Annotated in this window: 9 protein-coding genes, 1 tRNA gene and 1 pseudogene; 6 read left to right on the plus strand and 5 right to left on the minus strand. The window is 62.9% G+C overall.

Annotated features, from left to right (window positions below):
* Positions 1 to 807: pseudogene (locus tag CO675_RS40455) on the plus strand (hypothetical protein); the annotation flags it as partial.
* A 2-nt stretch (positions 808 to 809) separates the two neighbouring features.
* Here CO675_RS40455 and CO675_RS10370 read toward each other — a convergent pair.
* The 3 genes from CO675_RS10370 to CO675_RS10380 are packed head-to-tail and all read right to left on the minus strand — an operon-like array spanning position 810 to position 2,584.
* A complete protein-coding gene (locus CO675_RS10370) occupies positions 810 to 1,634 on the minus strand; it encodes a hypothetical protein (RefSeq protein ID WP_097671850.1) in 825 nt (274 codons plus the stop codon).
* Positions 1,635 to 1,671: 37 nt separating this feature from the next.
* Positions 1,672 to 2,235, minus strand: coding sequence for a hypothetical protein (locus CO675_RS10375; protein WP_143278940.1), 564 nt, complete (start codon positions 2,233 to 2,235; stop codon positions 1,672 to 1,674).
* 37 nt (positions 2,236 to 2,272) lie between these two features.
* Positions 2,273 to 2,584 carry a hypothetical protein gene (locus tag CO675_RS10380; protein ID WP_097671852.1) on the minus strand — a complete coding sequence of 104 codons (312 nt, stop codon included), beginning with the start codon at positions 2,582 to 2,584 and terminating at the stop codon, positions 2,273 to 2,275.
* A 425-nt stretch (positions 2,585 to 3,009) separates the two neighbouring features.
* Between CO675_RS10380 and CO675_RS10385 the strand changes: the two genes are divergently transcribed.
* Entirely contained in the window at positions 3,010 to 3,552 is a 543-nt protein-coding gene (locus CO675_RS10385; RefSeq protein WP_097671853.1) for a hypothetical protein, read from the plus strand.
* Positions 3,553 to 3,577: 25 nt separating this feature from the next.
* Here the strand turns inward: CO675_RS10385 and CO675_RS10390 are convergent, their stop codons facing one another.
* A complete protein-coding gene (locus tag CO675_RS10390) occupies positions 3,578 to 4,279 on the minus strand; it encodes a hypothetical protein (protein ID WP_097671854.1) in 702 nt (233 codons plus the stop codon).
* A gap of 1,319 nt (positions 4,280 to 5,598) precedes the next feature.
* On the opposite strand from CO675_RS10390, the gene CO675_RS41980 reads away from it, so the two are divergent.
* Positions 5,599 to 6,330, plus strand: a complete 732-nt coding sequence (locus CO675_RS41980; protein WP_502693378.1) for a tyrosine-type recombinase/integrase — start codon at positions 5,599 to 5,601, stop codon at positions 6,328 to 6,330.
* Here the strand turns inward: CO675_RS41980 and CO675_RS10410 are convergent.
* A tRNA-Arg gene (locus CO675_RS10410) sits at positions 6,289 to 6,365 on the minus strand. The genes CO675_RS41980 and CO675_RS10410 overlap by 42 nt on opposite strands.
* 289 nt (positions 6,366 to 6,654) lie before the next feature.
* On the opposite strand from CO675_RS10410, the gene CO675_RS10415 reads away from it, so the two are divergent.
* The 3 genes from CO675_RS10415 to CO675_RS10425 all read left to right on the plus strand — a co-directional run bounded on the left by CO675_RS10415 (position 6,655) and on the right by CO675_RS10425 (position 15,801).
* Positions 6,655 to 11,862 (plus strand): alpha-2-macroglobulin family protein, encoded by a 5,208-nt coding sequence (locus CO675_RS10415; protein ID WP_097672271.1) that lies wholly within the window; start codon positions 6,655 to 6,657, stop codon positions 11,860 to 11,862.
* Positions 11,859 to 13,973, plus strand: coding sequence for a penicillin-binding protein 1C (gene pbpC, locus CO675_RS10420; RefSeq protein WP_097671856.1), 2,115 nt, complete (start codon positions 11,859 to 11,861; stop codon positions 13,971 to 13,973). Before CO675_RS10415 ends, pbpC begins: the two co-directional genes overlap by 4 nt.
* A gap of 82 nt (positions 13,974 to 14,055) precedes the next feature.
* The gene (locus tag CO675_RS10425; RefSeq protein WP_198964563.1) at positions 14,056 to 15,801 is read left to right on the plus strand and encodes an ArnT family glycosyltransferase; all 1,746 of its coding nucleotides are present in this window, start codon (positions 14,056 to 14,058) and stop codon (positions 15,799 to 15,801) included.

The raw sequence follows: 15,801 nt of genomic DNA on the forward strand, positions 1-15,801 counted from the left end.
GTGACGCAGGCACTCCGCGACAAAATCCAAGACCTTGCGCAGGACGCTGGGGCGGCGGCCGAGGCTCTGGCCAAGGCCAAGACTGCATCTGATATCCAGTTTGGCGGCAAGTCCGCATTTCTATCCCCGCAAGATCTGGCGATTGCCCAGCAGCTGAAGAGCATTTACGGCAACGACATTCCGGCTGCGCTGGCGAGCAGCGAGGCTGCTGGCCTCAGGTTCAATACCACCGTCAAGGAACTGGCCACGCTTGGCCAACAGGTCAACAGCGGTTTCTTGGTAGATTTTGAAACCCAGATCCGCAACGGCGCATCCGCGATGGACGCGCTCAAGACAGCCGGCCTCAATGCGCTCGGCAAGATTGCTGACAAACTAACGCAGATGGCGGCTGATCAGCTTTGGTCAGCAGCGTTCGGTGGCAGCGGCGGACTTGGCAATCTGTTTGGTGGTCTGTTTGGCGGTAAAGCCAGCATTGCCACTGATGGAATAGGCGGATTTGGCCCAACAGTGCCGGCATTCGCAACAGGTACGGACTTCGCGCCTGGCGGCATGTCGCTTGTAGGCGAGAACGGGCCAGAGTTGCTGAACCTGCCTCGCGGCGCGCAAGTCATTCCAAATGACGTGCTCAAGTCTGGTGGAGTTGGCGGCGGAGTGTCTGCCCCTGTGTCGATCAATATCGATGCGCGCGGAGCTGACTCCGCTGGGTTGGCCCGGCTGCAAGGGCAAATCGCGCAACTGCAGGCGGAATTGCCCACGCGGGTTGTGGCCGCTGTTAAGGACGCCAAGGCGCGTCGGGTGTTGGCGTAGAGTTAGACAGGGTTGTCATGGACTAGTTCAGCCGTGGGCTCCACCTTGGGATTGCTGGGACTCTCATACGCTTGGGTATTCGCTTGGCGGGCAGCGGCTGTCTCAACTAGTGTGCCGGGATCTCTCCACCCCTCCTCAGTCGCGCGTATACGCATGGCGACGTGATAGATATCGCTTCCCCAATTTTTGTAGGCTGCGGAAGCAGTATCGTAAATGGTTTTCATGAACTTGTGCTCTAATGGAGGCTCGTTTGGAATACTCAACTCGGGGCGTTTGGCTCTGTTCATGACTTTGACCACGTCAGCGGCTATCGAGATGCCGAGTAGTCCGATCTTCGAAATATTCGTGTCATATATCGGCGTCTTGAAGGTCGGAAAATGTAGTGCCTGCTTGAATGCCGGAACGTTCGATTGAGCCATCGCACCCGACATTTGAGAGAAGGTGTCCATTACGCCTTGATAGTTCTGTGCCTCATTGAGCAACCCAACAAGCTCGGCCCTTATGGCGGCGCGTAGCAGGCTGCGATCGTTTTCTTCTTGTGCGCGCGCCGCAGCCTCTTCCAGTTCAGCAGCATGCACCCTGGCCTCGCGGTTGAGTTTGGCTTGATGCTCCTGCGAACGGATAAGATTCGCAAAGCCGCGTCTGGCTTGGTGTCCTATAATAGCTAGGCCAAGGATCGCCCCGCAAAGCGTCGCGGCGCCAGGGTCAATCTTCCAGCCTGCTTGCGTGTAGGCCCATACAACATTGAGGGCAAAAATTGCGAGCGTTGCTGCTAGGGCGACGCGAAGCTCAAGCGGAAGTCGGCGGAATCTGCTGGTTGACCACACGGGAATCGCTCGTAGTTGAAGGGTTTGTAGCAGCCACCTACTTAATAGTAGCGATTTGATCGTTCACTAAATCCTGAAACGCGGCGAACGCGACGTATGCGCGTTCGCATTGACCCGTCAAAAGGTCGGTTAAAGGGTCCAGTTTTATGCCGTCGAGCATTGTGTAGGTATAAGTGACTTGCTTGGAAGTCGGGTCGATGCTGCGGCTAACAACCTGTGTAATTCCATGACCGATACGCGGAGAAAAGCGATGGTTGTAAGCATTGCGAAAATCATGCGTTAATCTGGATCGAATGACGTGCGGCAGATTTATCGCGGTGACGGCGAGTGGATCTATGGCATCGTGATGTACGTCGAATTGTTCGTCCTCCGTCATGTCTGAGAGCACTCTGTGCCAAGCCTTGAGATTGTGAGCATAGTTCGTCAGATCATTGATGCTGTTCGCGATCTCTCGCGAGAATTCATCGATCATTGGACGATAAGCAAACCAATGAAAAGTCGGTGAGTCGGGCATGTGCCACCAATCATAAGGCATGTACTGCCCTGAAAATGGAACGGCTTCGAGCGACTCGAGATACCGACTATACGTGCTAAGATTCATGCGGTGATGCCCCGGGGGAGTGAAATTTGCTGACGGTCTACCTGCTCACCCGAACGTCGCCGTAATCCTCTTCCATCGGCCGCTCACCATCAAAATCTGTGTGAGCAAGTAGGGCGCCGATACCGAACAGCACCATGCCGCCAATCCACACCAGGCAGGTTGCCGTCAAATATGCGGACGTACCGACGCCAATATTGCCGGTGAGTCCGAATAGCGTGCCGGCGTTGAACAGCAAGCCGATGACTCCCCAAAGCCAAAACAATACTGCAAGAAATCCCTTTGAAGCGCCATGGTTGCTCCTCAACCGGAATGTGCGTTCCCAATTCTCTTTGCGCTTGAACAGTGCCATTGAAGTCCCCTACGCCCAGCTGCAACTGTAGATCGCGGGGGCGGGGCTGGGCAACTATGATGTGGATTTGGCTTAAGGGCTGCACGGCCGTTAGCCTTTAGTCGCCTTCCGGTTGATGGGAGAGCAGACTACGCTCGACCGCTGTCTGTTATGTACCGTGGCAAACAGCAGATCGTTCTCGACATCCCCCGGAGCGAAAGCTTCGGGGGATTGTTGGCCGTGGTTTTACGGGGCACCATTTGTGAACCAGTTCACAAATCCGCCGCGCGACAACTGCTACATCGGCGTTGCTGGGGGATTTCAGGGGCCCAGCAGATAGGCGCCGTCGGGACGCTCATTTTCGAGCCCGGCGGCGTAGTTTTTCCATCGCATGCGGCGCGCGCGGCGCATGGCCGTTGAGCGGGGGCTCGTTTAGCTAGGCTGAAATGAACAACCAGGTTCCTCTTGGGATATTGGCGAACCAGTTTTGGCACGAGGCAGTTGCATACCTACGCGCTGCGGATACGCTCATTCGCGACGCATCTGCAATGGACACAATCCCACCAACGTATTTCATGATGAGCCATAGCCTTGAGCTAATGCTTAAGGCGTATCTTCTCTCGCGCGATGTCCCCTATCTCGAGGTGTTCGGCCTCCAACACCACATTCTGAAGGCTTACGAAAAAGCGAAGAGCCTCGGGCTGGTGGTCGATGTTGAGCACGCGGAGGCCATGACTGAAAGGCTGTCCGATTTCCACAAGGTGCATCTATTTCGCTATCCCGTGGTCAGCAAAGAAGACGGAAGCCTACTTCTGCGCGGCACTCTAGTTCGCCCGACCGAGGTTCTGCAGATCATCGAAGCCATCGGCACCAAGATCTCTAGTTCCGTAATGTTTGCGCGGCTCAATGCGGCCAGGCACGGCGATTTCCCGACAGAGACTTGGCACATGGGTATGCCGGCTGGCGAGGACGCAGATGCGTCGGAGTAACCTAGTGAGATGAAGGGGACAAGTCTTACGCTTGATGAACAGACGGGCAGTTGGCAAATGCGGCGTAGGCGGCATCCTTGATCCGGTTTAGTCCAGCAACGGAGTCGGAGCTGACTTCGTATGTGCGAAGTCGTCCCTCAAACGTATTGCGAAACGTTCGGCCGTGCAGGGAATTGCGGATCAATATCTTGGTCTGAACGGTTGCCAGTGGATGCGCGTGAAGCGTTGGGAACATCTCGCCGACAGTGCCATCTACCTGATGCTTGGTCGCTTCTTCTCTCAACTCTTGCGCGTGACCCACGGAGTGACGAATTTCAGCGAAGTCGGGAAATAATTGACGCAACAGCTTGTTGGCTGCCTTGAGCTGTTTACGATCGACATATTGGGCCAACGTTGGGCATTCCGTGAAGATTGGCCGCGCGGTGGACTCCAACGCCTTGGCGAAATTCCAGATCGTGACAGCTCCATCGCGCGCCGCTATGTGCATTCGCGCAAGTCCATCGCTTGTTGTGTTAGTGATTGTCGCGCGCGCGTACTCGTTGAAGCTCTCATCAAAGAGTCGAACAGCCGCGCCAAAATCGCTTGCATATGATGATAGGGCGCGGAGCGTTTGCTGGACGTCATTTCCAGCACGCCGTTCGTGCTCTGGGAGACTATTGGCGCCCAACTCAGGCCAGTCACCGACCACCCGCTTTAACCCAGCGAATATGTCGGGTGGCAGGCTCATTTGTTCGCCTTCAGCCCGATCTCAACTAGCCTGCGAATAGCTTCCGGTCTCGTCGGTGCGGCGTCTTGCTCTGCTATCCATTTGTCCACCGCCGACAAGTCGTCTGGCTGCATGCGGACGCCAATAAGCGTGCCCTTTCCCGTGGGGGGAGGCCCGCGCTTTTTCTGTGTTATCACGGTTTGACGCTTCATGGAATCTGTGTTAACACAGTTTCGGGGCCGGTCAAATGAGCCGGTTCGACAGGGGAATATGAATGTCTGATCTTAATCTTAATGCTAGCGCGAGTATTGACCCATCCACGGCTTTTTCCGCGCACGCCTATTACATCGCCCTCCGGGATGCAGGCTGCGATCCGTTTGTTCGTGGTGGGGCTCTTCAGCATCTTTTGAAAGGAGAGTCGGCTCTCGCGCGAGAGGCCGGTGAGTGGGGCGGGCGCCATGATCCGGATGGCTCGCTCCGCATAGAACACGCCCGTGCTGCGTGGGCGAACCGAACGTCGGATGATGATGTCATTCCGCTGGGCATGCGCTAAGGGGCCGGCCTGAAGGGGTGCTGTATAATGCTGGGCGGGTTGTTTGAGTCGGCTCCGACCGACAACCACCCACAGGTGCGCTAGCCTCGGCTGGCGAAGTAGAGCAGAGCAATTTCTTCAGGGGCGCGCTCTTGCCCAATCCAGCCAACGACAATCAACGCGGGGGCATCGTCCCTCGCGGCCTACGCCGTACCGATGCGGCGCGATATCTCGGAATCAGTCCGAGCCATTTCGATAAGCAGCGGGAAGCGGGCGCAATCCCGGCTCCCAGGCAAATGCTGGGCGTTTTGCTGTGGGACCGACACGAGCTAGATTCGTTGTTTGACGGCAAGGCACCCGCTGTCGCCAATGAAAACGATTACTGGGAAAAGCATTGCGCCAGCGCAAACCGAAATATGTGAATGAGTACCTGGATAGACACGGGCAGCCCCGTATCTATTTGCGCAGGCCGGGCAAGCCGCAAATTGCCTTGCCTGTGCCGTTGTACACCGAGGAATTTTGGACGGCATACCGTGCGGGCATGGGCGGTGAAGAGACGCCTGCCGTGAGGCGCGTCAAGGCTGGCTCGATTGCTGCGGCCGTCAAAGGCTACTACGGATCCACCGAATTCAAGGCTTTGGCCAAGTCGACACAGGACGTTTACAGCGGCGTGCTGGACAGATTCGTTGAGAAGCATGGTGACGGCCCGATTGCCACCATGCAGCCGAAGAATATCAACATCATCATTGACGAGATGGCCGACACGCCTTCGGCCGCGTCCAACTTTCGCAAACGCCTGAAGGCCGTGATGGATTACGCGGTTTCGGCTGGCTTGCGCAGCGACAATCCGGTTGTTGTGGCCAAGCGCGTGAAGCTCAAAACCAAAGGCCACCGCACTTGGACTGAGGAAGACATCACCAAATTCCGAAAGCAGTACAAAGTTGGCACACCATTGCGATTGGCCTTTGAGGTGCTGCTACATACGGGCCTCAGGCGCTCTGACGCCGTGCGCCTTGGCTGGCAGCACTTCACGAAAGACGGTTTCGTTATCAGCACCAAAAAGAGCCAAGGCCACGTTGAGCTTTGCATTCCGGTGCACGCGGATCTGGCGCGCTACATTGCCGACTGCCCGAATGACGGCCCGGCTTTCATTGCCACCATGTATGGCCGTGCGCGTAGTGAGAAGGCGTTTTCCAGTTGGATTAGCGAAGCTGCAGGAGACGCTGGCTTGCCAGAAGGCTCGAGCCCGCACGGAGTCCGCAAGGCTGCATGCCGTCGATTGGCCGAGGCGGGATGCAGCGCGCTCGAAATCATGTCCATCACGGGTCACACCGACATCCGCGAAATCGAGCGGTATTGCCGCGAGGCAGCGAAGAGGAAACTAGCCGTTGCAGCCATGGCGAAATTGCAAAACGGCTTCGATAAATTGCCTAACCCAAGCCCGAGGTTAGGCAAAAGCGCTGATAAGTTGTTGAAATCTTTGACGAGAAAAGCCGTCTGGCGATCCCGGCAGGATTCGAACCTGCAACCCGCGGAGTAGAAATCCGCTACTCTATCCAGTTGAGCTACGGGACCGTGGCCGCCTTGTAGCATCCGCAATATGAAAAATCCGCTTTTCCGCCAAGTCCGTCCGAACCGATTTTTGTGGTCGGACGACAAAGGCGAGCAGGGGTCCCGCCCTGTGTTGGCCAGACCAGCCCGCCGAGCCGGCATGACGCTGCCGCCGGCGCCGGTCGAAGGAATGTCGGCAATGCAATCTGCGACGTTTTCGTCCGTTCATGTCGGCGCCTTCACTCTGTCACCTTTTCGCGCATTTTTTAACCCCAACGCGGCGGGCGACCGCGGGGCGTTCAGGAGCTCCATCATGATCGGATCGGTTCGTGCGGCCGCACTTTGCGCCACGCTGGCGCTCGGCCTGGTGAGCGCCCAGGCCGCGGACAAGGCCTTCAAGCGCGACGATCTCGCCGATTCCGCGATCAAGCTGGAGGCCCAGATCAAGAGCGAGGCGGGCGCCGTCAACAAGTCGGCTGCGACCTTGCGGACCGACGCTGACGCCGCCTTCAAGCGCAATGATTTCCGCGGCGGGCTCACGATCCTCGGCCAGATCGCGGCAACCGCGCCCGAGGACGGCGCCAACTGGCTGCGGCTTGCCAAAACCGTCTTCCAGATCCGCTCAGCCAGCTCAAGCGAACAGACCTTCCTGATGGAGCGCGCCTCCACCGCCGCCTACATCGCCTATCAGCGCGCCGGCAGTGCGGGCGAGGAGGCCGATTCGCTGGCCGTGCTCGGCAAGGCGCTCGCGGAGCGCAAGCTGTGGCGTCCGGCGCTCGACGCGTTGCGGCTGTCGCTGGATCAGCGCGAGGTCGCCGATGTGCGCGGCCAGTATGAGAAGATGCGCGACGAGCACGGCTTCCGGCTGCTCGATTATACCGTTGATTCCGACGCGGCATCGCCGCGAGCCTGCTTCCAGTTCTCCGAGGAGCTCGCCAAGCGCGTCGACTTCGCGCCGTATCTCGCACTGGCCGGCTCCGACAAGCCGGCCCTGTCGGCCGAAGGCCAGCAACTTTGCGTCGACGGGCTGAAGCACGGCGAGCGCTACAACATCAATCTGCGCGCAGGTCTGCCGTCGACCGTCAAGGAGACCCTGCCGAAATCGGCCGAGTTCAACATCTATGTCCGCGACCGCAAGCCGTTCGTGCGGTTCACCGGGCGCTCCTACGTGCTGCCGCGGACCGGCCAGCGCGGTATCCCGGTGGTCAGCGTCAACACGCCGGCGGTCACGGTCGACGTGTTCCGGATCGGCGACCGCAACCTGATCAACACCGTGATCGACAGCGACTTCCAGAGCACGCTGAGCCGCTATCAGCTCTCCGATCTCGGCGACCAGCGCGGCGTCAAGGTGTGGTCCGGCGAGCTCGCCACCGCCACCACGCTGAACCAGGACGTCGTCACCGCGTTTCCTGTCGACCAGGCGCTCGGCGACCTGCAGCCGGGTGTCTACGTCATGACCGCTGCGGCCAAGGGGCCCGGCAGCGATGACGACGGCACGTTGGCGACGCAATGGTTCATCGTTTCCGACATGGGGCTGTCGGCGTTCTCCGGCAACGACGGTATCCACGTCTTCGTCAATTCGCTGGCCTCCACCGAAGCGGTCGCCAATGCCGAAGTGAAGCTGGTCGCCCGCAACAACGAGATCCTGGCCACCCGCAAGACCGACGCAGCGGGCCATGTGCTGTTCGAGCAAGGGCTGGCGCGCGGCGAGGGCGGATTGTCGCCCGCGCTGCTGACGGTGACCGGCGAGAAGGCCGACTACGCCTTCCTGAGCCTGAAGACCAACGCATTCGACCTCACCGACCGCGGCGTCGCAGGCCGCGCAATCCCGGTCGGCGCGGACGCCTTCGTCTACGCCGAGCGCGGCGTCTACCGCTCCAACGAGACCGTGTATTTGACCGCGCTGCTGCGCGACGGACAGGGCAACGCTCTGACCGGGACGCCGCTGACCATGGTGATCGAGCGGCCCGATGGCGTCGAATTCCGCCGCACCGTGCTGCCCGACCAGGGCGCCGGCGGCCGCATGCTCGCGGTGGCGCTGAACTCCGCGGTGCCGACCGGGACCTGGCGTGCGCGCGTCTTTACCGATCCCAAAGGCTCGTCGGTAGGCGAGACCACCTTCATGGTCGAGGATTACATCCCCGAGCGGATTGAATTCGACCTGACCAGCAAGGAGAAGGTGATCAAAACTGAAGTTCCAGTGGAACTTCAGGTCTCCGGCCACTTCCTCTATGGTGCGCCGGCCTCGGGCCTGCAGCTCGAAGGCGACATGCTGGTGGCGCCAGCCGCAGCCGGCCGGCCCGGCTATGCCGGCTACCAGTTCGGCGTCGACGACGAGCAGACCGCAAGCAACGAGCGGACCCCGATCGAGGACCTGCCAGAGGCCGACGCCAACGGCGCGGCGAGCTTCCCGGTCAGGCTCGAGAAGGTCCCGGCCTCGACCCGGCCGCAGGAGGCGCAGATCTTTATCCGCATGGCGGAGTCCGGCGGCCGTTCGGTCGAGCGCAAGATCGTGCTGCCGGTGGCCCCTAGCGCCTCGCTGATCGGCGTCAAGCCGCTGTTTGGCGACAAGAGCGTGGCCGAGGGCGACAAGGCCGAGTTCGACGTTGTGTTCGTCGCGCCCGACGGCAAGCAGCTGTCGCGCAACGGGCTGCGCTACGAGCTGTTGAAGCTGGAGTCGCGTTACCAATGGTACCGTCAGAATTCGTCCTGGCAGTATGAGCCGGTCAAGTCGACCCGCCGCGTCGCCGACGGCGACGTCAATCTCGCCTCCGACAAGCCGATGCGCCTGACCTTCCAGCCGCAGCCCGGCCGCTACCGGCTTGATGTGAAATCGACCGATGCCGACGGTCCTGTGACCTCGGTGCAGTTCGATGTCGGCTGGTATTCCGACGGCAGCGCCGACACGCCCGATCTGCTCGAAACCTCGATCGACAAGCCGGAATACCAATCCGGCGACACCATGACGGTGTCGGTCAACGCGCGCACATCAGGCAAGCTCACGGTCTATGTGCTGGGCGACCGCCTGCTGACCACCCAAAGCGTCGACGTCAAGGAGGGCACCCAGCAGGTCAAGCTTCCGGTCGGCAAGGACTGGGGCACCGGCGCCTACGTGATGACGACGCTGCGCCGTCCTCTCGATGCCGCCGCCGGGCGCATGCCGGGCCGCGCGATCGGGCTGAAATGGTTCGGCATCGACAAGAAGACGCGCACGCTCTCCGTCGCGCTGTCGCCGCCCGCCTTGGTGCGGCCCGGCACGGCGCTGAAGATCCCGGTCAAGCTCGGCGGGCTCAATCCCGGCGAGGACGCGAAGGTGGTGCTGGCCGCGGTCGATGTCGGCATTCTCAACCTGACCAACTACAAGCCGCCGGCGCCGGATGACTACTATCTCGGCCAACGCCGCCTGACCGCCGAGATCCGCGATCTCTACGGGCAACTGATCGACGGCATGCAGGGCACAACCGGTCAGATCCGCAGCGGCGGTGATGCCGCCGGTGCCGAACTGCAGGGCTCACCGCCGACACAGAAGCCGCTGGCGCTCTATTCCGGCATCGTCACGGTCGGCCCCGACGGCACCGCCGCGGTGAGCTTCGACATCCCCGAATTCGCCGGCACCGCGCGGGTGATGGCGGTGGCGTGGAGCGCTACCAAGCTCGGCCGCGCCAATGTCGACGTGACCGTGCGCGATCCCGTGGTGGTGACCGCGACATTGCCGCGTTTCCTGCTGACCGGTGACAAGGGCACCATCAGCATGGATATCGACAACGTCGAAGGCGCCGCCGGCGATTATGTCATCAGCGTCAAGGCGAGCGGCCCGATCAAGGCCTCGGGCAACCCGACCACGACGGTGAAGCTCGCCGCCAAGCAGCGCACGTCGCTGTCGCTCGGCCTCGAGGCCGGCGGCGCAGGGCGCGCCGATTTCGACGTCGACATATCAGGGCCGAACGGACTGACGCTGGCGCGGCACTACGCGCTCGACGTCAAGCCGGCGACCCAGGTGCTGGCGCGCCGCTCGATCCGCACGCTGGCAAAGGGCGAGAGCCTGACGCTGACCTCGGACATGTTCTCCGACCTGGTGCCGGGCACCGGCAGCGTCTCGGTCTCGGCGAGCCTGTCGACGGCGCTCGATGCCGCGAGCATCCTGAAGGCGCTCGACCGCTACCCCTATGGCTGCTCCGAGCAGATCACGAGCCGCGCATTGCCGCTGCTCTATGTCAACGATCTCGCCGCCGGCGCGCATCTTGCGATGGACACCGCGGTCGACCAGCGCATCCGCGACGCGATCGAACGGCTGCTGGCTCGACAAGGATCGAACGGCTCGTTCGGCCTGTGGTCGGCCGGCGGCGACGATGCCTGGCTCGATGCCTACGTCACCGACTTCCTGACCCGGGCCCGCGAAAAGGGCTTTGCGGTGCCGGACGTGCTGTTCAAGAACGCACTCGACCGCATCAGGAATTCGGTGGTCAATGCCAACGAGCCGGAGAAGGACGGCGGTCGTGATCTGGCCTACGGCCTCTACGTGCTCGCGCGCAACGGGGCCGCGCCGATCGGCGACCTGCGCTATCTTGCCGACACCAAGCTGAACAATCTGGCGACGCCGATCTCCAAGGCGCAGCTTGCGGCGGCGCTGGCGCTGGTCGGCGACAAGGCAAGGGCCGAGCGGGTCTATGGTGCCGCGCTCGACGCGCTGAACCCGAAACCGGTGATCGAGTTCGGCCGGGTCGATTACGGCTCGGCGCTGCGCGATGCGGCGGCGCTGGTCTCGCTCGCCGGCGAGGGCAATGCGCCGCGCACCACGCTGACGCAGGCCGTGCTGCGGGTCGAGGCGGCGCGCGGGCTGTCGCCCTACACCTCGACGCAGGAGAATGCGTGGATGGTGCTGGCGGCGCGCGCGCTCGCCAGGGAGACGCTGGCACTCGACATCAACGGCCAACCGGTCAAGACCGCGGTCTATCGCAGCTACAAGGCCGAAGAGATGACAGGTCAGCCGCTCAAGATCACCAACACCGGCGATGCGACGGTGCAGGCGGTGATTTCGGTGTCGGGCTCGCCGGTGACGCCGGAACCCGCGGCCTCCAACGGCTTCAAGATCGAGCGCAGCTACTTCACGCTCGACGGCAAGCCGGCCGACGTCACCAAGGCGAAACAGAATGATCGCTTCGCGGTTGTCCTGAAGGTCACGGAAGCCAAACCCGAATTCGGCCACATCATGGTGGCCGACTATCTGCCGGCGGGGCTTGAGATCGACAACCCGAACCTGGTGTCGTCAGGCGATTCCGGCACGCTCGAGTGGATCGAGGATGGCGTCGAGCCGAAGAACACCGAGTTCCGCGATGACCGCTTCACCGCAGCGATCGATCGGGGCGCCAGCGACAAGTCGGTGTTCACCGTCGCCTATGTCGTGCGTGCGGTGTCGCCGGGCAAATACGTGCTGCCGCAGGCCTATGTCGAGGATATGTATAACCCCTCGCGCTACGGCCGCAGCGGTACCGGTGCGGTCGAGGTGAAGCCGGCGAAATGAGTGCAACGTTGAGCACAGCACCGGTACGACCATCGCGCTGGCGGCGGATCAGGACGGCCTTGGCGATCTGCACGGCCGCGACGCTGGTCGCCGCCGCGGCCTTCGCTGCCTGGGTCGTCTCTCTCGGGCCGCTGCCGCTTGCGCAGGCGCAGCAGGTCTCGACCACGGTCGTCGACCGCAACGGAAAACTGCTCCGCGCCTATGCGATGACGGATGGGCGCTGGCGGCTGCCGGTCGATGCGAAGACGTCGGTCGATCCCGGTTATCTGAAGCTGTTGTTCGCCTACGAGGACAAGCGCTTCTACGAGCACCACGGCGTCGATCCGCTGGCGTTGTCGCGCGCCGGCTTCCAGCTGCTCACAAGCGGCCACATCGTCTCCGGCGGTTCGACGATCACGATGCAGCTGGCGCGGCTGATCGAGCCGCGGCACCAGCGCTCGGTCTACGCCAAGCTGCGGCAGATGGTGCGCGCCGTTGAACTGGAGCAGCAGCTTTCAAAGGATCAGATCCTCGATCTCTACCTCGCGCTGGCGCCGTTCGGCGGCAATCTTGAGGGCGTGCGCGCCGCATCGATTGCCTATTTCGGCAAGGAGCCGAAGCGGCTCTCGCTCGCCGAGGCCGCACTGCTGGTGGCGCTGCCGCAGTCGCCGGAGCGGCGGCGGCTCGATCGTTATCCGGACGCCGCCCACGCCGCGCGCGACCGCGTGCTCGACCGCATGGTCGAGGACGGCATGGTGTCGAAGGACGACGCCGCGCAGGCCCGGGCAACGCCCGTGCCGAAGCTGCGCAAGCAGATCCCGATCCTGGCGCCGCATTCGTCCGATCAGGCGATCGCGACGATGAAGGACGCGCCTGTCATCAAGTTGACGCTGGACGCCACGCTGCAACGGAACCTGGAGGCGCTGGCGCGCGACCGCGCCATTGCGCAGGGGCCCGACGTCTCGGTCGCCATCGTCGTGGTCGACAACGAAACGGGTGACGTGCTCGCGCGGGTCGGCTCGGCAGATTATTTCGACGAGCGGCGCGCGGGGCAGGTCGACATGACGCGCGCGGTGCGCTCGCCGGGCTCGACGCTGAAGCCGTTTATCTATGGCCTCGCTTTCGAAGACGGCTTTGTTCATCCCGACAGTTTGATCGAGGATCGGCCGATCCGGTTCGGCACTTACGCGCCGGAAAATTTCGACATGACGTTTCAGGGCACAGTGCCGATCCGCAAGGCGCTGCAATTGTCGCTGAACGTGCCGGCGATCGCGCTGCTCGACCGGGTCGGCGCGAGCCGGCTGTCGTCGCGGCTGAAGCAGGCCGGCACCAGCCTTGTGCTGCCGAAGGACGAGGCACCGGGCCTTGCGATGGGCCTCGGCGGCGTCGGCATCACGCTCCAGGATCTCGCCCAGCTCTATTCCGGCTTGGCACGGCTCGGCGCGACAAAGCCATTGCGCGAGATCATGCAGGCGAACGACAGCCGCGACACGATGCGGCTGATGGATCAGGCGGCGGCTTGGCAGGTCGGCAATGTCCTGCTCGGCACGCCGCCGCCGGAGAACGGCGTGCATAACCGGATCGCGTTCAAGACCGGCACCAGCTACGGCTATCGCGATGCCTGGTCGGTCGGTTTCGACGGCCGCATCACCATCGGCGTCTGGGTCGGCCGCCCGGATGGCGCGCCGGTGCCGGGCCTGGTTGGGCGTACGGCGGCGGCGCCGATCCTGTTCGACGCCTTTGCGCGCACCGGCAAAATCCCGGCGGCGTTGCCGAAGCCGCCGCGGGGCGTGCTGGTCGCCTCCAACGCGAAACTGCCGCCGCCGCTGCGCCGGTTCCGGCCGCTCGGTGAGTTGGTCCGCAGCGGCAACGACCGGGCGCCGCACATCCAGTTTCCTCTGAACGGCTCACGCATCGACGTCGATCAATCCGAGGATGGCCGTCAAGCGCCGATGCCGGTCAAGGTCGCCGGCGGGGTGCTGCCGCTGACGGTACTCGTGAACGGTGTCTCAGCCGGGGACATCGACAGCCGGCGCCAGCGCCTGATCGATCCGCCGGGGCCGGGCTTCGCGCGGCTGACCGTCATCGACGCCACGGGGGCAGCGGATACCGTTGTGATCCGCGTGCAATGATCGCACGGGAAAGCGGAGCGGCACGGTTGGAAAGCGGAACAGCACGGTTGTTTGCGCTGCGGTTTCATCGTATGCGAAACCCATGGTGGATAGCCTCCAACCCCGGCGCTTCGGAGCGGGGCAACAGTCTGTAAAACCTGCGCATTCCAGCCGCAGGCTGTTCATGGCGTTCGAGTTCGCGACGTCCAGCCAATGGCGTTCGATCCTGTTCCTGACGCTGACCTGCCTGGTGCTGTTCCTGCCGGGCTTCTTCACCATCCCGCCGATCGACCGCGATGAAGTCCGCTTTGCCCAGGCGACCAAGCAGATGGTCGAGAGCGGCGACTTCGTCGACATCCGTTTCCAGGACGACGTCCGCTACAAGAAACCGGTCGGCATCTACTGGATGCAGGCGGCGGCGCTGAAGACGATCTCCGCGCTTGGGGTGCCGCGTGCCCAGGTCCGCATCTGGGTCTACCGCCTGCCGTCCCTGATCGGCGCCATCGGCGCCGTTTTGCTGACCTATTGGACGGCGCTCGCCTTCGTGACGCGACAAGGGGCGGTGCTGGCCGCCTTGATGATGGCAAGCTGCGTGCTGCTTGGCGTCGAGGCGCGGCTCGCCAAGACCGACGCCATGCTGCTGCTGACGGTCACCGCGGCGATGGGCGCGATGGCGCGGGTGTATCTGTCCTGGCAACGCGGCGAGGACCCGGCGCATCCGTCATGGGCCCCGCCTGCGATCTTCTGGACGGCGCTTGCGGTCGGCATCCTGATCAAGGGTCCGCTGATCCTGATGTTCGTCGGCCTTGCCATGGCCGGGCTCGCGATCCTCGATCGATCAGCGGCCTGGTTCTGGCGGATGCGCCCGGTGTGGGGCCTGATGTGGACCCTGGTGCTGGTGCTGCCATGGTTCGTGCTGATCTTCCTGCGCGCCGGCGAAACCTTCTTTGCCGACTCCGTCGGCGGCGACATGCTGAGCAAGCTCGGCGCACAGGAGTCGCACGGTGCGCCGCCCGGGGTCTATCTGCTGCTGTTCTGGATCACGTTCTGGCCCGGCGCTCCGCTCGCAGGCCTTGCGGCGCCGGCGGTCTGGCGCGCGCGGCGTGAGCCCGGCGCCCAGTTCCTGCTGGCCTGGCTGATCCCGTCCTGGATCGTGTTCGAGGCGGTGCTGACCAAGCTGCCGCACTACGTGCTGCCGCTCTATCCGGCGATCGCGATCCTGACCGTCGGCGCGCTGGAGCGGCGTGTGTTGTCGCGCTCCCCCTGGCTGTTACGCGGCGCCGCCTGGTGGTTCGCCATCCCCGCGTTCGGCGCCGTGCTCGTGATCGTCGGCGCCATCAAGGCAATCCATCAGCCGGTCTTTCCGGCCTGGCCGCTGTTCGCGGTGGCGATGGTGTTCGGCCTGATCGCGTGGTGGATGTTCGAGGACAGCCGCGCCGAGCGCTCGCTGCTCAATGCGGTGATCGCCGCGGCGCTGATGGCGGCCGCCACCTATGGCGTGGTGCTGCCGCGGCTCACCACCGTGTTTCCGAGCCAGGAGGTCGCGCGCGCGCTGCGCAACGTGACCTGCGTCGGCCCGAAGGCAGCGGCCGCCGGCTTCCATGAGCCGAGCCTCGTGTTCATGACCGATACCTCGACGCTGCTCACCGACGGATCGGGCGCCGCGGATTTCCTGGGGCAGGGCTCCTGCCGCTTCGCGCTGGTCGAACAGCGCTCCGAGCGCGCCTTCGTGCAACGCGCCGAGGCGATCGGCCTGCGCTACAACGCGCCGGTGCGGATCGAGGGCTACAACATCTCGCAGGGCAAGGCGGTCTCGATTGCGATCTTCCGTTCCGAAGGGACGGAGTGA

Source organism: Bradyrhizobium sp. C9 (genome assembly GCF_002532045.1).
Taxonomy (GTDB): Bacteria; Pseudomonadota; Alphaproteobacteria; order Rhizobiales; family Xanthobacteraceae; genus Bradyrhizobium.

Bases quoted from the DNA above. Each gene is read 5' to 3' on its own strand.
- CO675_RS41980 (WP_502693378.1), top strand. From the start codon at position 5,599: ATGGATTACGCGGTTTCGGCTGGCTTGCGCAGCGACAATCCGGTTGTT.
- CO675_RS10385 (WP_097671853.1), top strand. From the start codon at position 3,010: ATGAACAACCAGGTTCCTCTTGGGATATTGGCGAACCAGTTTTGGCAC.
- CO675_RS10415 (WP_097672271.1), top strand. From the start codon at position 6,655: ATGATCGGATCGGTTCGTGCGGCCGCACTTTGCGCCACGCTGGCGCTC.
- pbpC (WP_097671856.1), top strand. From the start codon at position 11,859: ATGAGTGCAACGTTGAGCACAGCACCGGTACGACCATCGCGCTGGCGG.
- CO675_RS10380 (WP_097671852.1), bottom strand. From the start codon at position 2,584: ATGGCACTGTTCAAGCGCAAAGAGAATTGGGAACGCACATTCCGGTTG.
- CO675_RS10425 (WP_198964563.1), top strand. From the start codon at position 14,056: ATGGTGGATAGCCTCCAACCCCGGCGCTTCGGAGCGGGGCAACAGTCT.
- CO675_RS10375 (WP_143278940.1), bottom strand. From the start codon at position 2,235: ATGAATCTTAGCACGTATAGTCGGTATCTCGAGTCGCTCGAAGCCGTT.
- CO675_RS10390 (WP_097671854.1), bottom strand. From the start codon at position 4,279: ATGAGCCTGCCACCCGACATATTCGCTGGGTTAAAGCGGGTGGTCGGT.